Below are 15,725 nucleotides of genomic sequence, written 5' to 3'. Positions count from 1 at the left end.
GTGCATAATCCTAACTTTACTAAAAGTTTAAAAATACATGGATAGCAAACAACGCCGATGCTATCAAACTGCTATGGTATCCGCTTATTGCTCTGAAACGAGTTTCCTGGACAAACCCACCATGCGAGATGGAAATCAACAATCGCATAAGCTTGATATTCTAGCATCTTTACATAGCAGAAAAGTTTTGGTAGTCAATAGCCGTAGGCGTAATGGTTTATTAGTATTTAAACGATATCACGCCGAATTTGCAGGGCCAGGGGCAATTGTCGGTGGTGATTATGATACCGACTGTCAATTTGTGATCCCTATTGGTAATCTCTCTTTGTTAGATCCTCAATCTCATGAAGATCGTCAAAAGGCTTACCTGATCAGGAGACAATGGGTTCGCTTGGTTAAACAAATTACTGAAAATTCTGTTCCTGTGCAAAGAGTCCAAAAAATTCTGGAACAGTTTGAACAGTATTTTCCGGCAGAAGTGGTTGCTGCTTTGCCGGATGATGCTTTTGCTATGTTAGTGGGTGTATTACCACAAACAGTAGCAACGGTGAGGCGTTTAGGTGGTGATCTCGAAGACTATTTTGATGATGAATGTTAATTTTTTGCTGGTTTTATTTTGCTTGTTTTAAAGCGTTTTGTATTCTCTCAAGAGTACGGGCATTTTCTTGGGGTGTACCCACAGTAATTCTCAATGCTCCTGGTAGTAATCTTACTAAGGTGCCTTGATTTCTGAGTGTTTGGTTTAGATTTTGCAATATTGTATCTGTTAATTGAGATCCATTTGCTTTCAGGCGTAGATAAATAAAGTTGGTATCACTGGTTGTAATTGCTAATGCTGGATGTGTGGATAATTCAGTAATAATTTTTTGCCTTTCGCTCAAAGTTTCAGCAATAGAACTGAGTAGAACTTGACGATTTTCTAGGGCAAATATAGCAGATGTTAAAGAGAAACTGGGTAAGTTATAGGGAAGACGTACTTTTTCTAAGATAGCGATCGCATCTGGATGAGCTATACAATAACCTACTCGCATTGCTGCTAACCGAAAAGCTTTGGAAAAAGTCCGCAATACTATCCAGTTGGAATGTTGTGCTAATTCTCCTACTAAAGTAGTCTGACTAAATTCAAAGTAAGCTTCGTCAATAACTACTAAAATTTCTTCTGGTAGACTTTTTAACCATGCGATTTCTGCTGTTGTTAAATTATTAGCTGTGGGGGAATTGGGATGTACAACAAAAACTACACGAATGGGCGGATTTTGAGTTTCTGCGATCGCTGTTTGTGCGGCTTTTAAGTCTATTTCAAAATTGTCTTCATTTCTACCTACGCTTACCACAGGAATACCTAAAGTTTGTGCCAAAATCCCATACATTGAAAAGGTGGGATTGGCAACTAAAATAGAACCTTCTCCCTTTAAACAAGTGGCAATTAATAAAGAACGAATTAATTCATCTGAACCATTACCAACGGAAATATTCGCATCAGTAAAAGTGGATGATGAAAGGTTTGCGGATTCGTTTACATAGGTGGCGATCGCCTCTTTGAGTATTTGGTGTCCACCATCAGGATAACGATTGCTTTCAATGATTTGTTGAAAATTCCACCCTAGTTTTTCTTTGATATCTGATGGTAAATCGTAGGGACTTTCATTGGTATCTAGCCTGTCAAATTCTATGGCAACTGGTTCGGCTGTATTACTACTGGGGTGAGCTTTGTAAGCTGTAAGTTTGGCTAAATCAGATCGAATAAAGGGAAGCATAATTTGTTAGTTGTTAGTTGTTATTTCCCAATTGACAAAAAGCATAAATAGCTGGCCAAATTTCATCAGTGACGTTTGTTAAGGCGTGATCACTATCTAGTTCTATTAATTCTACCCAAGAACGCGATCGCTTAAATTCCCGACTAGCTTGAATAGGGATTACTTCATCTTTTTTACCATGCAGAATCAGTGTAGGAATAGAACGTTTTAATAAGTGTTCTTGATATTGAGCAGCATCAGTTATGAAATCATAACTTAAAGGTAATTCTCGTCCTTCTCCATAGTGATATACCGACAGATATTTTTCTTGTTGCCAACGTTGTATTTTGTCTGTTCCTAACTTGGACAACCAATGGGATAAAAAGCCAAAGGCAGGGGCTAGTAGAACTAAGCGTTGTACTTGTAAATATTTTTCTCCTAAATGAGCAGATGTTAAGCCACCTAAACTCGAACCTATAAGCGTTACAGGGACAGATGGATCAGGAAATTCAGATTTAACTTGATGTAATTGACGGCTAATTGTGAGATGGGAAAAATCCCCAGCATTGAGGTCAGGAATTGTTAATGGAATCTGAATTTGGGCAAAGCGATTGCCTATATCTTGAGCCTTATTTGATTTAGGGCTAGATGCAAAGCCGTGCAGATAGATAAATGAATTCAAAATAATTATTGATAATCTCTATTTCCGTAATTATGAATCCATTTTACGGTTAACAAGCGATCGCTCCCAAAGTTTTTTCTACAAAATTAGGGATTATTACCTTGATTACCCTGCCCTTGATTACCTTGACCTTGGTTGCCTTGACCTTGATTACCCTGCCCTTGATTACCTTGACCTTGGTTGCCTTGACCTTGATTACCCTGCCCTTGATTACCTTGACCTTGGTTGCCTTGACCTTGATTACCCTGCCCTTGATTACCTTGACCTTGATTACCTTGACCTTGGTTGCCTTGACCTTGATTACCCTGCCCTTGATTACCTTGACCTTGATTACCTTGACCTTGATTACCCTGCCCTTGATTACCTTGACCTTGGTTGCCTTGACCTTGATTACCCTGCCCTTGATTACCTTGACCTTGATTACCCTGTCCTTGATTACCCTGTCCTTGATTACCCTGTCCTTGATTACCCTGTCCTTGATTACCCTGTCCTTGATTACCTTGACCTTGATTACCCTGTCCTTGATTACCTTGACCTTGATTACCCTGTCCTTGATTACCCTGCCCTTGATTGGAATTATTCCGTTGCCGATTTTCGCGGATGACTTCACCAGTCCTAATCAAAACATCCAGTGGTCGGCCAAAATTACCCCCAGGAGAATTACCTCGGAAATTGTTGCCACCACGACCATTTATTAGTCTTTGAGATCGTCCAAAATCTCTATTATTAGATGTATTGTTAGAGTTATTTCTACCGTTATTTCTAGAATTGGAGTTATTGTTGGATGGGTTAGCAGAAGCAGTTGGGTTAAAATCTTCACTCAAAAAAGATGGATTTTCAATTGTACCTTCACCCAGAATAGGTAATTGGGTTTCTAAAGCTTCCGTAGTTTCCGCTTGAACACTTGCTATTGAAGGATCTGAAGTAGGTAAAGAATTTTGCCTATTCAAATTTAAACCCTTAACTAAGCTACTCTGTTGATAAAAAGTTCTCAGGTCAAAATCATATAATCCTTGAAACTTACCTTCCACAACAACCATTAATTGTCCTGCTTTCAAAGTAAGTTCCTGGGAAGCCTCCTGGTTGGCAACTTGAATACCGCTATTTGTAAGCGCACCTATGATCGTTGTGTTGGATTCAGAGTTATGTTTAACAAATAAAGCTGAACCACGAATTGCTGCTGCTGCATTTGGGGTTTTAATATTTGTTTGTCCCCTTCCTGGTGGAATCAGTAATAAAACTGTTCCGTTGGTTAGTGTGAAATTACGTGTCTGTGGCAGAAATTGAAATACTGCTTGTTCTCCTACCCTGGCTACAGAACCATCATTAAAGCGTAAGTCTGCTAGGGAAGAACGACCAGTAGATATACCATCTCCAGGAGTGATGGTTTGTGACTTACGTGCAGGTCTGATTTGAGAGTTATTTTTAGGGATGAATTGGACAATATTGCGAATTTCTTGAATTTCTGCTTTTGTCAGTGGGGTAACAGCATTTGCTCTATTTGATACTGGGAATAAGGTGACTACGCACAAACCCAGAACTACAGATTGTAAAAATTTAGTTAACATATTTGGTGAATTCCTTGAAAGAAATTGTTATATATCGTAATAATTCGGTGAATTGTAATGTAATACTTATTATTTCCCTATAGTTATAGTAGGCTTACATAATGATTTAATATATAGTCAGACTTACTGATTTCTTGGTAAACTCTATGTGATGAACGCAAATATTAGTATAAACTTTGTATAGGATTAAATCAATTACAATATTTTTTCTTACCAATATCTAACTTTTGCTAATGCAATTAAAATCATCATACATACAAGCCAAAATAAAAAAAGAGTTTTGGTTGACACTGATTTTGTTAATTTCCAGCACTGGCCAATGGTGTTACAGAGAAATCAAACCTTCTTTAGCAAATACACCAGATGCAAAAATTTCGCAAGAAGATTCAAGTCTTAATCTCATTTATTTGACTTTAACAAAATCTACTACTCAAAATAGTGAGTCAAAAAATACTCACTTACGTGAATCCTCTGTTACGAACAAAGTAGTACAAAAAACATCCAAGAATAACCCTCAACCGGAATTAGTATACTTAGAATTACCTAGCCATTTAGAACCTCTCATTCATAAAATTGACAAAGAGGAAACAGAAGCATTTAATAACACTCAAAACAATACTAACATAGCTAAGGTTAAAGCTCATCCGGGTGAAATTTATCCATTAGTTTCTCAATCAGCAGCGCAGTTGCTGGATGAACCAACAAATATAGTAGAGAGTTCCGAGAACTTACAAAAACTGACACAGCAAGTATCAGAAGAAGAACAACCTCCCTTAGATCCTAACGAAGAACAGGAATTGAGATTAAGGGTAAGGCCTAGGCCAGCAGAAGAACTACCATTTCCGTCACAGGAAAAACCCCCAGAACAGTTTCAACCGATAGGTTATTTAAGGGGTTATGCGGGTTATTTCCATAGCAGTAATATTTTTTCTAGCAATGATAACAAGATTGAAGATGGGTTATTTTATACAGGGTTAACACTAGCATCAGCTTATTTTCCCATCACGTCTAGTACCTATTTGAACGGATCAATTGATGGTTCATTAATTCGTTATATTGATCAATCAAAGTTTGATTACAACCAGTTAAGATTTAATTTAGGAATTTATCAACAAATTTCCCCAGAAATGTATGCGGAATTAAACTTTAGTAATCAAAGGTTGTTTTATGCTAGAAATGGCGATTTTTTTGCAGCGGGAGATCGGTTTTTAGATGAAGACTCAGTCAGATTATCTTTAGGGAGAAGAGATAATCTCACAGATAAGTTAACGTTAGATAGTTTTTATGAACTTAGTGCCAATTTTTCTAGACCAGAAAGAAGAAGTAGGATAGTTAATTCGCTGTGGGTTTCTTTGAGTTATGCTGTACAAAAGCCTTTAGAAGTAGGGTTAAATTACCAGTTTAACTTATCAGATTTTACTGAACAGGAAAGAGAAGATCAATTTCATAGAATATATGGACATTTAAATTATCGTACTTCTGACACAAGTAATGTTTACCTGCAAGGTGGGTTTAATTTGGGTGGTTCTACCACCCCGGATATTGACTTTTCTGGGTGGTTTTTTAGTGTCAATTATGGTTTTGAACTTGGTAGATTTTAACTTTATGAGTCATTAGTTTTGTTATTATTGCCTATTCCCTATTCCCTATTCCCTATTACTAATGACTTATCCAATCACTCCAACTACCAGCATAAAGTTTACCTGTAGAAATTCCAGCTATTGCTAAAGAAAGTAGATTTACACAAGCTGTCACACCTGAACCACAATAGACTATAATTTCTTTACTTGCTGCTATTTTTCCCCATCTTTGGAGTTGTTCTGATTGAGGAAGTAAAAAACCAGAATTATCAGTTACTTCTGTCCAAGGATAGTTGACAGCGCCGGGGATATGACCGGCAATTTTATCAATGGGTTCTCGTTCTCCACGATAGCGATCGCCTTCTCTAGAATCAACCAAAAGCATATCTGGACTGTCTTTTGAATTTTTCACATAATTAAAATCTACAACTTTTTCAGGTTTTAATTGTGGGTGAAAACTGCCGATTTTTGACTCAGTAATGATATCAGAAACAGGATAAGCAGCTTTTTGCCAACCTGCAAAACCACCATCTAAAACAACTACTTGATCATGTCCTAAATAATTTAATAACCACCACAAACGAGATGCAAATGCAAACCGTGAATCGTCATAAGCAACCACCAAAGTTTTTTGGAAATCAACACCAATGTTTGCTAATTTATTAGCTAAATCGTTAATATCAGGTAATGGATGTCTTCCTCCATGTTCTTTGACAGGACTAGATAAATCTTGATTTAAGTCTAAATAATAAGCACCAGGAATATGACTGATTTTATATTGGTTAAGTCCTAATTGTGGATCAGCTAGAGAAAAACGACAATCAATAATTACAACGTGGGAATCATGCAGATGTTCAGATAGCCATTGAGAAGAAACAAAAAATTTATGATTAGTCATGATTGAATTTTAATAGTAAACGGTAAAAGATCTAAAATAGAAACAGGAAGAAATGACATTAGATAGAAATGAGTTGATACTCCATCCTACTAAAGATGGTTCTTTCACTTTCTTTTCTTCAGAATTTAATGAAGCTTTTCATAGTAATTATGGAGCAAAACAAGAAAGTTATCAAAAATTTGTCATCCCTACCCAAGTACAGCAAGTAGCTAAACAAGGTCAAGTCAGAATTTTAGATGTTTGTTATGGTCTAGGATACAATACTGCGGCAGCTTTAGAGGTGATTTGGCAAAAAAATCCTCATTGTCTAGTTGAAGTCATAGGTTTAGAAATAAATCCAGAAGTCCCGAAAGCTGCGGTGAATCAAGATATATTTAATGGTTGGAATGACGAGTATATAAAAATTTTAACTGCACTAGCTTTTAAACACAATTACCAAAGCGATCGCCTCCAAGCCAAATTATTAATAGGTGATGCAAGAAAAACAATTCAGAAAGTACGAGAATCTGGTTTTTTGGCAGATGCTATTTTTCTTGATCCCTTTTCACATCCTCAATGTCCACAATTGTGGACAATAGAATTTATCCAAAATTTAATTTTATGTTTACATGAAAACGGTTTACTAGCAACCTATTCCTGTGCTGCTTCTGTCCGCACCGCACTTGTAAATGCTGGGTTAGTGATAGGTTCTACCACACCCGTAGGTAGACGTACTCCTGGTACAATAGCCGCATATCCAAAACATAGAGAGAAAGAAATTATAGATACCTATCCTCTTTCTCCAGCGGAAATAGAACATTTACAAACTCGTGCTGCTGTTCCTTATCGTGATCCTCAATTAAGTGATACTGCTGAAATAATAGTGATGCGAAGACAAAAAGAACAACAAGCATCAGCTTTAGAAATTACATCTCAATGGAAAAAAAGGTGGAATTAACTGATATGATTTGAAACTGAATCGGAAAAATACTAAAAACATTGATCATTGAAATTTACTGATAGTTAATTATGGTTGTTGTAGCAATTCTCGCCGCAGGAAAAGGCACAAGAATGAAATCTAATCTACCTAAAGTATTACATTCTTTGGGTGGAAAATCCTTAGTTGAACGCGTGATTAAAAGTGTTGAACCATTTTCACCTTCCCGAAAATTAGTAATTGTTGGATATAAATCAGAAGAAGTAAAAACTGCTTTAGATCATGTTTCAGAACTAGAATTTGTAGAACAGACTTCACAATTAGGTACAGGTCATGCGATTCAACAATTACTTCCCCATTTACAAGCATACAATGGAGATTTATTAATCCTCAATGGTGATGTACCTTTATTAAGAACAGAAACTTTAAATAATCTTTTGCGAATTCATAAAGACAATCAAAATTCCTGTACAATTCTCACCGCAAGTTTAGCAAATCCCCAGGGTTACGGTAGAGTTTTTTGTGATAGTGATAATGTTGTACAGGAAATGGTTGAGGATAAAGATTGTACTCCCGAACAGAGAGAAAATAATCGTGTAAATGCTGGTATTTACTGTTTCCGTTGGTCTGATTTAGCCAAGATTTTACCACATTTAAAAAATGATAATGCTCAAAAAGAATATTATCTCACTGATGCTGTTACCCAAGTAGGTAAAGTCATGGCTGTAGATGTGGAAGATGACCAAGAAATTTTGGGAATTAATGATAGATTACAATTAGCTAACGCTAACGATATTCTCCAAAATAGAATCAAAGAAAAATGGTTATTAGCAGGAGTAACAATGAATGATCCTGCCAGTATTACCATTGATGAAACCGTAGAATTAGAACCAGATGTAATTATTGAACCTCAAACCCATTTACGAGGTAAAACAATGATTAAATCAGGTTGTCATATTGGACCTGGAAGTTTAATTGAAAATAGTCAATTGGCTGAAAATGTCACTGTGCAATATTCTGTAATTACAGATAGTTTTGTAGAAACAGGAACAAGAATAGGACCCTATGCACATTTACGCGGCCATGTAGAAGTTGGTTCTGGTTGTAGAATAGGTAATTTTGTAGAGTTGAAAAATAGTCAATTAGGCGATCGCACAAACGTAGCACACCTTTCCTATTTAGGTGATACAACTGCGGGAACTCAAGTTAACGTCGGTGCAGGAACAATTACCGCTAATTATGACGGTGTGAAAAAACATAGAACCAGAATAGGCGATCGCACAAAAACCGGATCTAATAGTGTTTTAGTCGCACCGATTACGATAGGAAATGATGTTTATATCGCTGCGGGTTCAACAGTCACAGAAGATGTAGAAAATAATGCTTTAGTCATTGCTAGAAGTCGTCAAGTTATTAAACCAGGTTGGAAAAGAAAAACTGAAAATTAATCAAATAATTCATGAAGGAGGGAATAGGTAAAACTTAAATTCTTCCTTACTACTCCTAACTTCTGAATTATTAATTGTTAATTGTTAATTCTTAACTTTTTTCAGCTTTAAAACAACATCATACTGCTGACTACGATTATCTTTAACAGCAGTTTTTACACCAACTGTCTTTATAGCAGACAAAAAAGCTTGTTGATTAGAAAGTCCTCTATTGAAACTAAAATTATTCACAACCCTTTCCATATCCAAGAAAAACAAACTATTAGCAGGATTTAATTCTTGAGGAACAGTTTGTTGAAACAGAAAATTACTAGCCAATGTCTGATTAGGTTTAGTAATAATTTTTTCAGTAATCGGAGCGCCTAAAACGAAGAAAAGTAACTCTTCATCTAACCAACCATGAGTAGCAGTTAAAGTCCCGAAAGGTGAAATCCAATTAACAACAGATTTACCAACGACAGTAGCAGATTCTACTTTAAATTGATATTGGTTCTTAACTACATTATCTAGCTTTTCCAAAGTAGTTTCTGCCAATTTACGTCTTTCCCCTTGAGGATTACCAGCCTTGATCATAAATACCAAACCCACTCGAAAATTATCTGGTGTCGCATCATTTGAACTATTAGGAATTACTGCAATAGAAAATTCTCCAGTCATCCAACTGAGTAAATCTTGCTCCAAGTCCAAATTGATCAAAGATTTAACACTCTTTTTCAATTCCTCCGGGTTGAAAGGTGCTAAAGGATTTCCCTTAGAAGTAGAAATGTAATCTGTCCAAAAATGATTTAAATTACTACCAGAAAACATCATCAAAGTTTCTCTAGGAAGACGATTTTGCATACTTCCAGCCTTATTTTCTACCGCCAAAACCCGCCGACTATGAGAATTTAACCAAGAAACACCTTTTAACCTAATTCCCTGTGGTTCTAGGGTGATATTTCCCGCCAGACCTTGATTATTTTGAAGTTGTGTTAGTACCTGATTTGGTAAAGCTCGGTTAGGAGTTTGAGCCGCTATTTTAGCAGCAGTTGGTACATTGATATAAAACTGAGCAAAAGGTTTATAATTACTAATTTTAGAAAAATTTTCTGCAAAACCTGTCAACCTTGACAAAGATGTTTGATTTTTAAAACTATTAATAGTTCTTTCCATAGTTTTAATATCATCTGTAATTAACATAAATTGCTGATTAATTACAGCCGCAGATAGTTTTTCTCCAGGGTTTCCTTGTTTTTGTGTAATAGTAATTCCTTGATACTTATGCTCTACCAATTTACCTTGATTTTGTAATTTATTTTGCATAAAAGCACTATTAGCCACTTCTGGTTTTTTAATAGGTAAAACCATTATCATTGACTGTTTATAAATATTCTGGTCAGTTGATTTTGGTTGTGAAGTATCATTAACTATAGCACGAGGTAAAACAGCAATTGTGACTTCATCTCCCACCCATGGTTTAATGTCTTTCTCAAAATTGTAACCATTATTAGTAAGAAAGCGTTTTTGCAATTGTGTTAAATTTTTTTCTATTTCTCTTTGAGTTGCTACTGTTCCCAACTCCCTTAATTTTCCCCATTCTTGATTATCTGTAGTTACGGAAATTGTCAGTAAAGCATCTTGAGGAATAATATTTGCACCTACTGGTAAATTTCTAGAAAATGGCTGTCCTTGAGTAAAAAACCAGTAAGCAGCACTTCCGACTCCAATTAATAATCCCGCAACTGAAAGTGTTAGCACCAAAGATGGTTGCTTTTTTTTCTTCATTAGACTAGACACAATAGGTAGTGTCATGACAATATATGGTTGCTAATAATGTTGGCAAAGATCAAATCATTAGTTTAATTCATTAGTTGTGAATGGTTTAATGTCTATTAAGTGAAAAAGTCTTCACATCTTTAAAATTTTTAACATTAACCTCTGTCTACTTACTATTGCCATTGAACTGGGTTTGACCTAAATATTTGGTCAAATAAGGTGAAAAAACTTCATAAATTAAGGTGAGAGGCTGCCCATGATGCCAAAACAAATAATGACGACCCCAAAATGGTTCAGCTTGCTCAAATCCCAATTCTAAAGCTTCTGAATGACCACAATAAATACGGCGAATATCTCTATACAACTCTGTACGTATACGCGCCAAACTTGCCCAAATCGGTAAAGAACGATTTTGCAAAACTTCATCTATTTCTATGAAAGCACAATCAGAGAAGATGGGGATGAAAATTGGATGCTCATATTTGGCAAGAACGATTATCATTATTGTAAAATATGTATGCTGTCTGATAAAACTCTAGAAAACTAGTGAATATCCTACAACGTCCCCGTCGTCTGCGTCGCACTGAAACCTTACGGAACATGGTTAGAGAAACAAACCTAACGGTAGATGATTTGATCTATCCCATGTTTGTCATGAGTGGGGAAGGGCAAAAAGTAGAAATCCCTTCCATGCCGGGATGTTATCGCTATTCTCTAGACCTGTTGCTGAAAGAAATAGCGGAAGTTTCGCAGGTGGGAATTAATGCTATTGCACTTTTCCCAGTTATCCCAGAACACCAAAAAGACGAAACTGGTACAGAAAGCTATAACCCAGAAGGCTTGGTACAAACAGCAGTTAAAGCTATTAAAAAAGCCGTTCCCGAAATCATCATTATTACTGATGTTGCCCTTGATCCCTTCACAACACACGGTCATGATGGTTTAGTGGATGAAAACGGTTCTGTTTTAAATGATCCCACCGTGGAAATATTAGCCAAAATGGCACTGTCTCAGGCTCATGCCGGCGCTGATTTTGTTGCTCCCTCTGACATGATGGATGGTAGAGTAGGGGCAATTCGTCAAGCTTTAGACAATCAAGGTTATATTAATGTTGGTATTTTGGCATACTCTGCTAAATATGCCTCAGCTTACTATGGTCCATTTCGGGATGCTTTAGACTCAGCCCCCAAATTTGGTGATAAAAAAACCTATCAAATGGATGCGGGGAATAGTAAAGAGGCTTTAAAAGAAGTTGAATTAGATATTGCTGAAGGTGCAGATATTGTCATGGTTAAACCTGCCCTAGCTTATTTAGATATCATTCATCAAGTTAAACAAAATACAAATTTACCAGTTGCAGCATACAACGTTAGCGGTGAGTATGCGATGATCAAGGCTGCTGCTGCCAATGGCTGGATAGATGAGAAAAAGGTGATTTTAGAATCATTAATCAGTATGAAGCGGGCTGGTGCAGATTTAATTCTCACTTACTTTGCTAAAGAGGTGGCTTTGATGCTGATGTGACTTAGATACCTACCCAATACTGCTCCCCCCTTAGTCCCCCTTGAAAAAGGGGAAATAGAGCCATTCTTAGACCCCCATGTTTATGGGGAGGGGTGAACTCATACCATAATTAATTTTTACAGTGCATAAGTCCCAGATAATTTTTGTCCTGAAAAATTTTGTGTGCTATATTGATAATGATTATCATTATAGATGAATCAACCATAAGAAAAATCATGACTCAATTAACATTACCCACTACAAACCCAGTCATGGAAATTCCCAAACAAGGAATGCCAGTCACAATCATCACCGGATTTTTAGGCAGTGGAAAAACCACACTTCTCAATCAAATTCTGCAAAATAAACAAGATTTAAAAGTAGCAGTTCTCGTCAATGAATTTGGTGATATTAATATTGACAGCCAATTGCTAGTAACCGTAGATCAAGACATGGTAGAACTTAGCAATGGCTGTATATGCTGCACTATCAATGATGGTTTAGTTGATGCAGTCTATCGAATTTTAGAAAGAGAAGAAAAAATAGATTATTTAGTCATTGAAACCACTGGAGTTGCTGACCCACTACCAATAGTTTTAACCTTTCTAGGAACAGAATTAAAAGACTTAACCACCCTAGATTCAATCATCACCGTAGTAGATACCGAAACATTTAATGAAGATCATTTTGAAAGTGACGCAGCTTTACAACAAATTACCTACGGCGATATGATTCTACTGAACAAAACCGACTTAGTGACACCAGAAAAAATTAAATCAGTAGAAAACTTTATCTATGATGTGAAAAGTGCAGCCAGAATTTTACATACTCAATATGGTCAAGTTCCCTTACCATTAATTTTAAGCGTCAATCTCACACCAGAAAATGAATATATCTCCAATCATATAGAAGAAAATCACGAACACCATCATCATGATCATCACTCTCCCCATTTAGAGAATGATGGTTTTATATCCATATCTTTCCAAGCAGATAGACCATTTAACGTGCATAAATTTGAAACTTTTCTCACGGAAAAAATGCCCCAAACAGTATTCAGATCCAAGGGGATTTTATGGTTTAGTGATAGTGAACTGCGCCACATTTTCCAACTGAGTGGACCACGCTACAGCTTACACGCTGATGAATGGCCAACACCACCCAAAAATCAGATAGTGTTTATTGGTAAAAACTTAGAAAAAGAGGAAATTTACACAAACCTCAATAATTGTTTATTATGCTGAATAAGCATCAATAAATATCACAAAATTTATCCATCAATAATTTATTCAACCAAAAACAATGACTTTATCAACCCGACCTGATCTAAATTCTAATCCTCAAGATTTGTCATTTATATCTACTCAGCAACAACCAAAAGTCACAGAAGCAGAAATGATGCAAGCTGTGAGAAAATTGCTGATTGGACTAGGAGAAAATCCTGATCGGGAAGGATTACAAAATACCCCTAAAAGAGTGGTTAAAGCCTTACAATTTCTGACCAAAGGATATCATGAATCCTTAGATGAATTGCTCAATGGAGCAGTGTTTACAGAAAATGCGAATGAAATGGTGTTAGTGCGAGACATTGATATTTTTAGTTCCTGTGAGCATCACATATTACCAATCATTGGCCGCGCTCATGTAGCTTATATTCCTAATGGTAAAGTCATTGGTTTATCAAAAATTGCCCGCATTTGTGAAATGTATGCAAGACGTTTGCAGGTACAAGAACGTCTGACTGTACAAATTGCTGATGCACTCCAAGGTTTACTCAAACCTCATGGTGTTGCAGTAGTAGTAGAAGCAACTCATATGTGTATGGTTATGAGAGGAGTACAAAAACCTGGTTCTTGGACTGTTACCAGTGCAATGCGTGGTGTGTTTTCCGAAGATGCAAGAACCCGTGAAGAGTTCATGAATTTAATTCGACATAAAGCATATTTTGGGTAATAATCTCTTTGATCAAAGTCTGAATATTAAACACACAATCGAGTTATCATAAACTGATCTCAGGTGGGCATTCCCCACCCTACTTATTTGATCAACAATTACCAATATGAATAAGCAAATAATTACAGCTATTGCTGGCTGTTCAGGAGTAGGAAAAACCACTTACATCTGTGAAGAAATCAGAAATATTAAGTCTAAGGAAAAAGTAATTTACTTTAGCCCCGGTACAGGCAATGTTACCATAGATCAACATAGAATCAAGGTGGAATTTCCTGAGATCAATGTATTTGGAGATGGTGACGAATTAAATTTTTTTCATCAACTACCAGAAGCTGATAGATTATATTTAGAGTTAGGTTCTTATTTAGAATTAAAATCTGTATCATCAATATTAGATAATCTAAAATATCGAGCGATCGCTATCATAGCACCAGGTGATAAAAACCATGAATATGATATCTGGGCTGATGAAATTATCTATGGTACACCAGCAGAACATAAAACCATAGAAAATATCTGGCGAGTTTGTACAACTGGTCAAGTTATTGATGAAACCAGTTTAGAAGAATTTTGGTATGAAATAACTCATGGAGCTTATGGAGAAGTAACCCGTGCTAAAGGAATATTTGATGTCAATGATGGACGTTCCATTTACTGTGATTTTGTTGCAGGTACTCCCCAAATAGATTTTCTAGAATTGAATTTACCTAGATATTTAGAAGGTAGACCAGACCGTTTTAATGGATTAGAATTATCAGGTAAAAACCTAGATGAATCAGCATTAAAAACAACATTATCAGATTGTTGTTTATCTGAAGCCATGATTTTGCAATATCAACAACAAGTCAAACAAATTTTATCAGAGGGTCAAATAGTATGAAAATAGCCGTTATATCATGTATTCATGGTAATTATGAAGCCTTAGATGCTGTATTATTAGACATTGATCAGCAAAAAGCAGAAAAAATTTTTTGTGTTGGTGATTTAGTAGGATATGGACCCCATCCCAACGCTGTTATTAGCCAAATTCGCTCTTTAGATATTCCTACCTGTGTTGGTTGTTGGGATGAAGATATAGTAGAAGGGTTAAATGCTTGTGATTGTAGTTATCCCTCATTATTAGCAGAAAAAAGAGGTCTTCAAGCTCATGAATGGACTAATCAAGAAGTTCACCCCGAAAACCGTGAATTTTTAGCTAATTTACCCTACAGTTTACAATGGAAAAATTTAGCTTTTGTACATGGTAGTCCCCATAGTAATCATGAATATTTATTACCCGAAATTGATGCCTTTACAGCTTTAGAAAGGGTGCTGTCTACGGGTGCAGATACCCTATTTTGTGGACATACTCATGTACCCTATGTCAGAACTTTAAACACTGGTAATATACAAGCAACAGTTGATAGTCAAACAATATCACAGGAAATTAGCTTCACATCTCCCGTCAAACGCATTATTAACGTGGGTTCTGTAGGAGAACCTCGACATGGTAGACCAAATGCAACCTATGTAATTTATGATGATGAAACTCAAGCAGTTAGTTTGAGAGAAGTTACTTATAATTATCAAAAAACCTGTGCAGCAATCATTGAAAAAGGACTACCTAAAATTTTTGCTTGGCGTTTATCACAAGGTTTAGAATTTGCCGAAAAAGCAGATGACCCTACTCATGTTTGTACAAGGTAA

14 protein-coding genes and 1 pseudogene are annotated in these 15,725 nt (G+C 36.2%); 9 read left to right on the top strand and 6 right to left on the bottom strand.

All coding sequences use genetic code 11. The features are described from left to right. The first annotated feature begins 37 nt into the window (after positions 1 to 37). Complete coding sequence (locus tag WJM97_RS01520; protein WP_353931311.1) at positions 38 to 598, top strand: hypothetical protein; 561 nt, start codon at positions 38 to 40, stop codon at positions 596 to 598. A 13-nt stretch (positions 599 to 611) separates the two neighbouring features. Here WJM97_RS01520 and WJM97_RS01515 read toward each other — a convergent pair whose 3' ends face one another. From WJM97_RS01515 to WJM97_RS01505, 3 genes are all read right to left on the bottom strand, one after another. After that, a complete protein-coding gene (locus tag WJM97_RS01515; RefSeq protein WP_353931310.1) occupies positions 612 to 1,757 on the bottom strand; it encodes a histidinol-phosphate transaminase in 1,146 nt (381 codons plus the stop codon). Positions 1,758 to 1,770: 13 nt separating this feature from the next. After that, positions 1,771 to 2,421, bottom strand: coding sequence for a YqiA/YcfP family alpha/beta fold hydrolase (locus tag WJM97_RS01510; RefSeq protein ID WP_353933082.1), 651 nt, complete (start codon positions 2,419 to 2,421; stop codon positions 1,771 to 1,773). A gap of 83 nt (positions 2,422 to 2,504) precedes the next feature. Further along, on the bottom strand, positions 2,505 to 3,986 hold the full coding sequence (locus WJM97_RS01505; protein ID WP_353931309.1) for a FecR domain-containing protein: 1,482 nt from the start codon (positions 3,984 to 3,986) through the stop codon (positions 2,505 to 2,507). A 233-nt stretch (positions 3,987 to 4,219) separates the two neighbouring features. Here WJM97_RS01505 and WJM97_RS01500 point away from each other — a divergent pair, with 233 nt between their 5' ends. Beyond that, complete coding sequence (locus WJM97_RS01500; protein WP_353931308.1) at positions 4,220 to 5,587, top strand: hypothetical protein; 1,368 nt, start codon at positions 4,220 to 4,222, stop codon at positions 5,585 to 5,587. A 58-nt stretch (positions 5,588 to 5,645) separates the two neighbouring features. Here WJM97_RS01500 and WJM97_RS01495 read toward each other — a convergent pair whose 3' ends face one another. Further along, positions 5,646 to 6,464 (bottom strand): sulfurtransferase, encoded by an 819-nt coding sequence (locus WJM97_RS01495; RefSeq protein WP_353931307.1) that lies wholly within the window; start codon positions 6,462 to 6,464, stop codon positions 5,646 to 5,648. A gap of 52 nt (positions 6,465 to 6,516) precedes the next feature. On the opposite strand from WJM97_RS01495, the gene WJM97_RS01490 reads away from it, so the two are divergent. Together WJM97_RS01490 and glmU are read left to right on the top strand one after the other, a co-directional pair. After that, positions 6,517 to 7,401 (top strand): MnmC family methyltransferase, encoded by an 885-nt coding sequence (locus WJM97_RS01490; RefSeq protein WP_353931306.1) that lies wholly within the window; start codon positions 6,517 to 6,519, stop codon positions 7,399 to 7,401. A gap of 71 nt (positions 7,402 to 7,472) precedes the next feature. Next, positions 7,473 to 8,828, top strand: coding sequence for a bifunctional UDP-N-acetylglucosamine diphosphorylase/glucosamine-1-phosphate N-acetyltransferase GlmU (glmU, locus tag WJM97_RS01485; protein ID WP_353931305.1), 1,356 nt, complete (start codon positions 7,473 to 7,475; stop codon positions 8,826 to 8,828). 84 nt (positions 8,829 to 8,912) lie between these two features. On the opposite strand, the gene WJM97_RS01480 is transcribed toward glmU, so the two are convergent. Both WJM97_RS01480 and WJM97_RS01475 read right to left on the bottom strand, forming a co-directional pair. Further along, positions 8,913 to 10,619, bottom strand: coding sequence for a DUF3352 domain-containing protein (locus WJM97_RS01480; protein WP_353931304.1), 1,707 nt, complete (start codon positions 10,617 to 10,619; stop codon positions 8,913 to 8,915). A gap of 130 nt (positions 10,620 to 10,749) precedes the next feature. Then, positions 10,750 to 11,013: pseudogene (locus WJM97_RS01475) on the bottom strand (chorismate pyruvate-lyase family protein); the annotation flags it as partial. Positions 11,014 to 11,183: 170 nt separating this feature from the next. On the opposite strand from WJM97_RS01475, the gene hemB reads away from it, so the two are divergent. The 5 genes from hemB (at position 11,184) to WJM97_RS01450 (ending at position 15,725) form a co-directional block, all read left to right on the top strand. Beyond that, positions 11,184 to 12,107 (top strand): porphobilinogen synthase, encoded by a 924-nt coding sequence (gene hemB / locus WJM97_RS01470; RefSeq protein WP_353933081.1) that lies wholly within the window; start codon positions 11,184 to 11,186, stop codon positions 12,105 to 12,107. A 215-nt stretch (positions 12,108 to 12,322) separates the two neighbouring features. Next, entirely contained in the window at positions 12,323 to 13,330 is a 1,008-nt protein-coding gene (locus WJM97_RS01465; RefSeq protein WP_353931303.1) for a GTP-binding protein, read from the top strand. A gap of 58 nt (positions 13,331 to 13,388) precedes the next feature. Further along, positions 13,389 to 14,039 carry a GTP cyclohydrolase I FolE gene (gene folE / locus WJM97_RS01460; RefSeq protein WP_353931302.1) on the top strand — a complete coding sequence of 217 codons (651 nt, stop codon included), beginning with the start codon at positions 13,389 to 13,391 and terminating at the stop codon, positions 14,037 to 14,039. A gap of 106 nt (positions 14,040 to 14,145) precedes the next feature. Beyond that, positions 14,146 to 14,919 (top strand): GTP-binding protein, encoded by a 774-nt coding sequence (locus WJM97_RS01455; protein WP_353931301.1) that lies wholly within the window; start codon positions 14,146 to 14,148, stop codon positions 14,917 to 14,919. Next, entirely contained in the window at positions 14,916 to 15,725 is an 810-nt protein-coding gene (locus WJM97_RS01450; RefSeq protein WP_353931300.1) for a metallophosphoesterase family protein, read from the top strand. The genes WJM97_RS01455 and WJM97_RS01450 overlap by 4 nt, the downstream gene beginning before the upstream one ends.

Origin of the sequence: Okeanomitos corallinicola TIOX110 (genome assembly GCF_038050375.1) — a bacterium.
Lineage (GTDB): Bacteria > Cyanobacteriota > Cyanobacteriia > Cyanobacteriales > Nostocaceae > Okeanomitos > Okeanomitos corallinicola.
Note: the sequence above shows the minus strand (reverse complement) of the source record. Positions and strands in the feature narration are given on the sequence as shown.

Excerpts from the sequence above, each read along its gene's own strand:
- WJM97_RS01490 (WP_353931306.1), top strand. The coding sequence starts at position 6,517 with ATGACATTAGATAGAAATGAGTTGATACTCCATCCTACTAAAGATGGT.
- WJM97_RS01480 (WP_353931304.1), bottom strand. The coding sequence starts at position 10,619 with ATGACACTACCTATTGTGTCTAGTCTAATGAAGAAAAAAAAGCAACCA.
- WJM97_RS01450 (WP_353931300.1), top strand. The coding sequence starts at position 14,916 with ATGAAAATAGCCGTTATATCATGTATTCATGGTAATTATGAAGCCTTA.
- WJM97_RS01515 (WP_353931310.1), bottom strand. The coding sequence starts at position 1,757 with ATGCTTCCCTTTATTCGATCTGATTTAGCCAAACTTACAGCTTACAAA.
- hemB (WP_353933081.1), top strand. The coding sequence starts at position 11,184 with ATGGTTAGAGAAACAAACCTAACGGTAGATGATTTGATCTATCCCATG.
- WJM97_RS01465 (WP_353931303.1), top strand. The coding sequence starts at position 12,323 with ATGACTCAATTAACATTACCCACTACAAACCCAGTCATGGAAATTCCC.
- glmU (WP_353931305.1), top strand. The coding sequence starts at position 7,473 with ATGGTTGTTGTAGCAATTCTCGCCGCAGGAAAAGGCACAAGAATGAAA.
- WJM97_RS01520 (WP_353931311.1), top strand. The coding sequence starts at position 38 with ATGGATAGCAAACAACGCCGATGCTATCAAACTGCTATGGTATCCGCT.
- WJM97_RS01500 (WP_353931308.1), top strand. The coding sequence starts at position 4,220 with ATGCAATTAAAATCATCATACATACAAGCCAAAATAAAAAAAGAGTTT.
- WJM97_RS01505 (WP_353931309.1), bottom strand. The coding sequence starts at position 3,986 with ATGTTAACTAAATTTTTACAATCTGTAGTTCTGGGTTTGTGCGTAGTC.
- WJM97_RS01495 (WP_353931307.1), bottom strand. The coding sequence starts at position 6,464 with ATGACTAATCATAAATTTTTTGTTTCTTCTCAATGGCTATCTGAACAT.
- WJM97_RS01455 (WP_353931301.1), top strand. The coding sequence starts at position 14,146 with ATGAATAAGCAAATAATTACAGCTATTGCTGGCTGTTCAGGAGTAGGA.
- folE (WP_353931302.1), top strand. The coding sequence starts at position 13,389 with ATGACTTTATCAACCCGACCTGATCTAAATTCTAATCCTCAAGATTTG.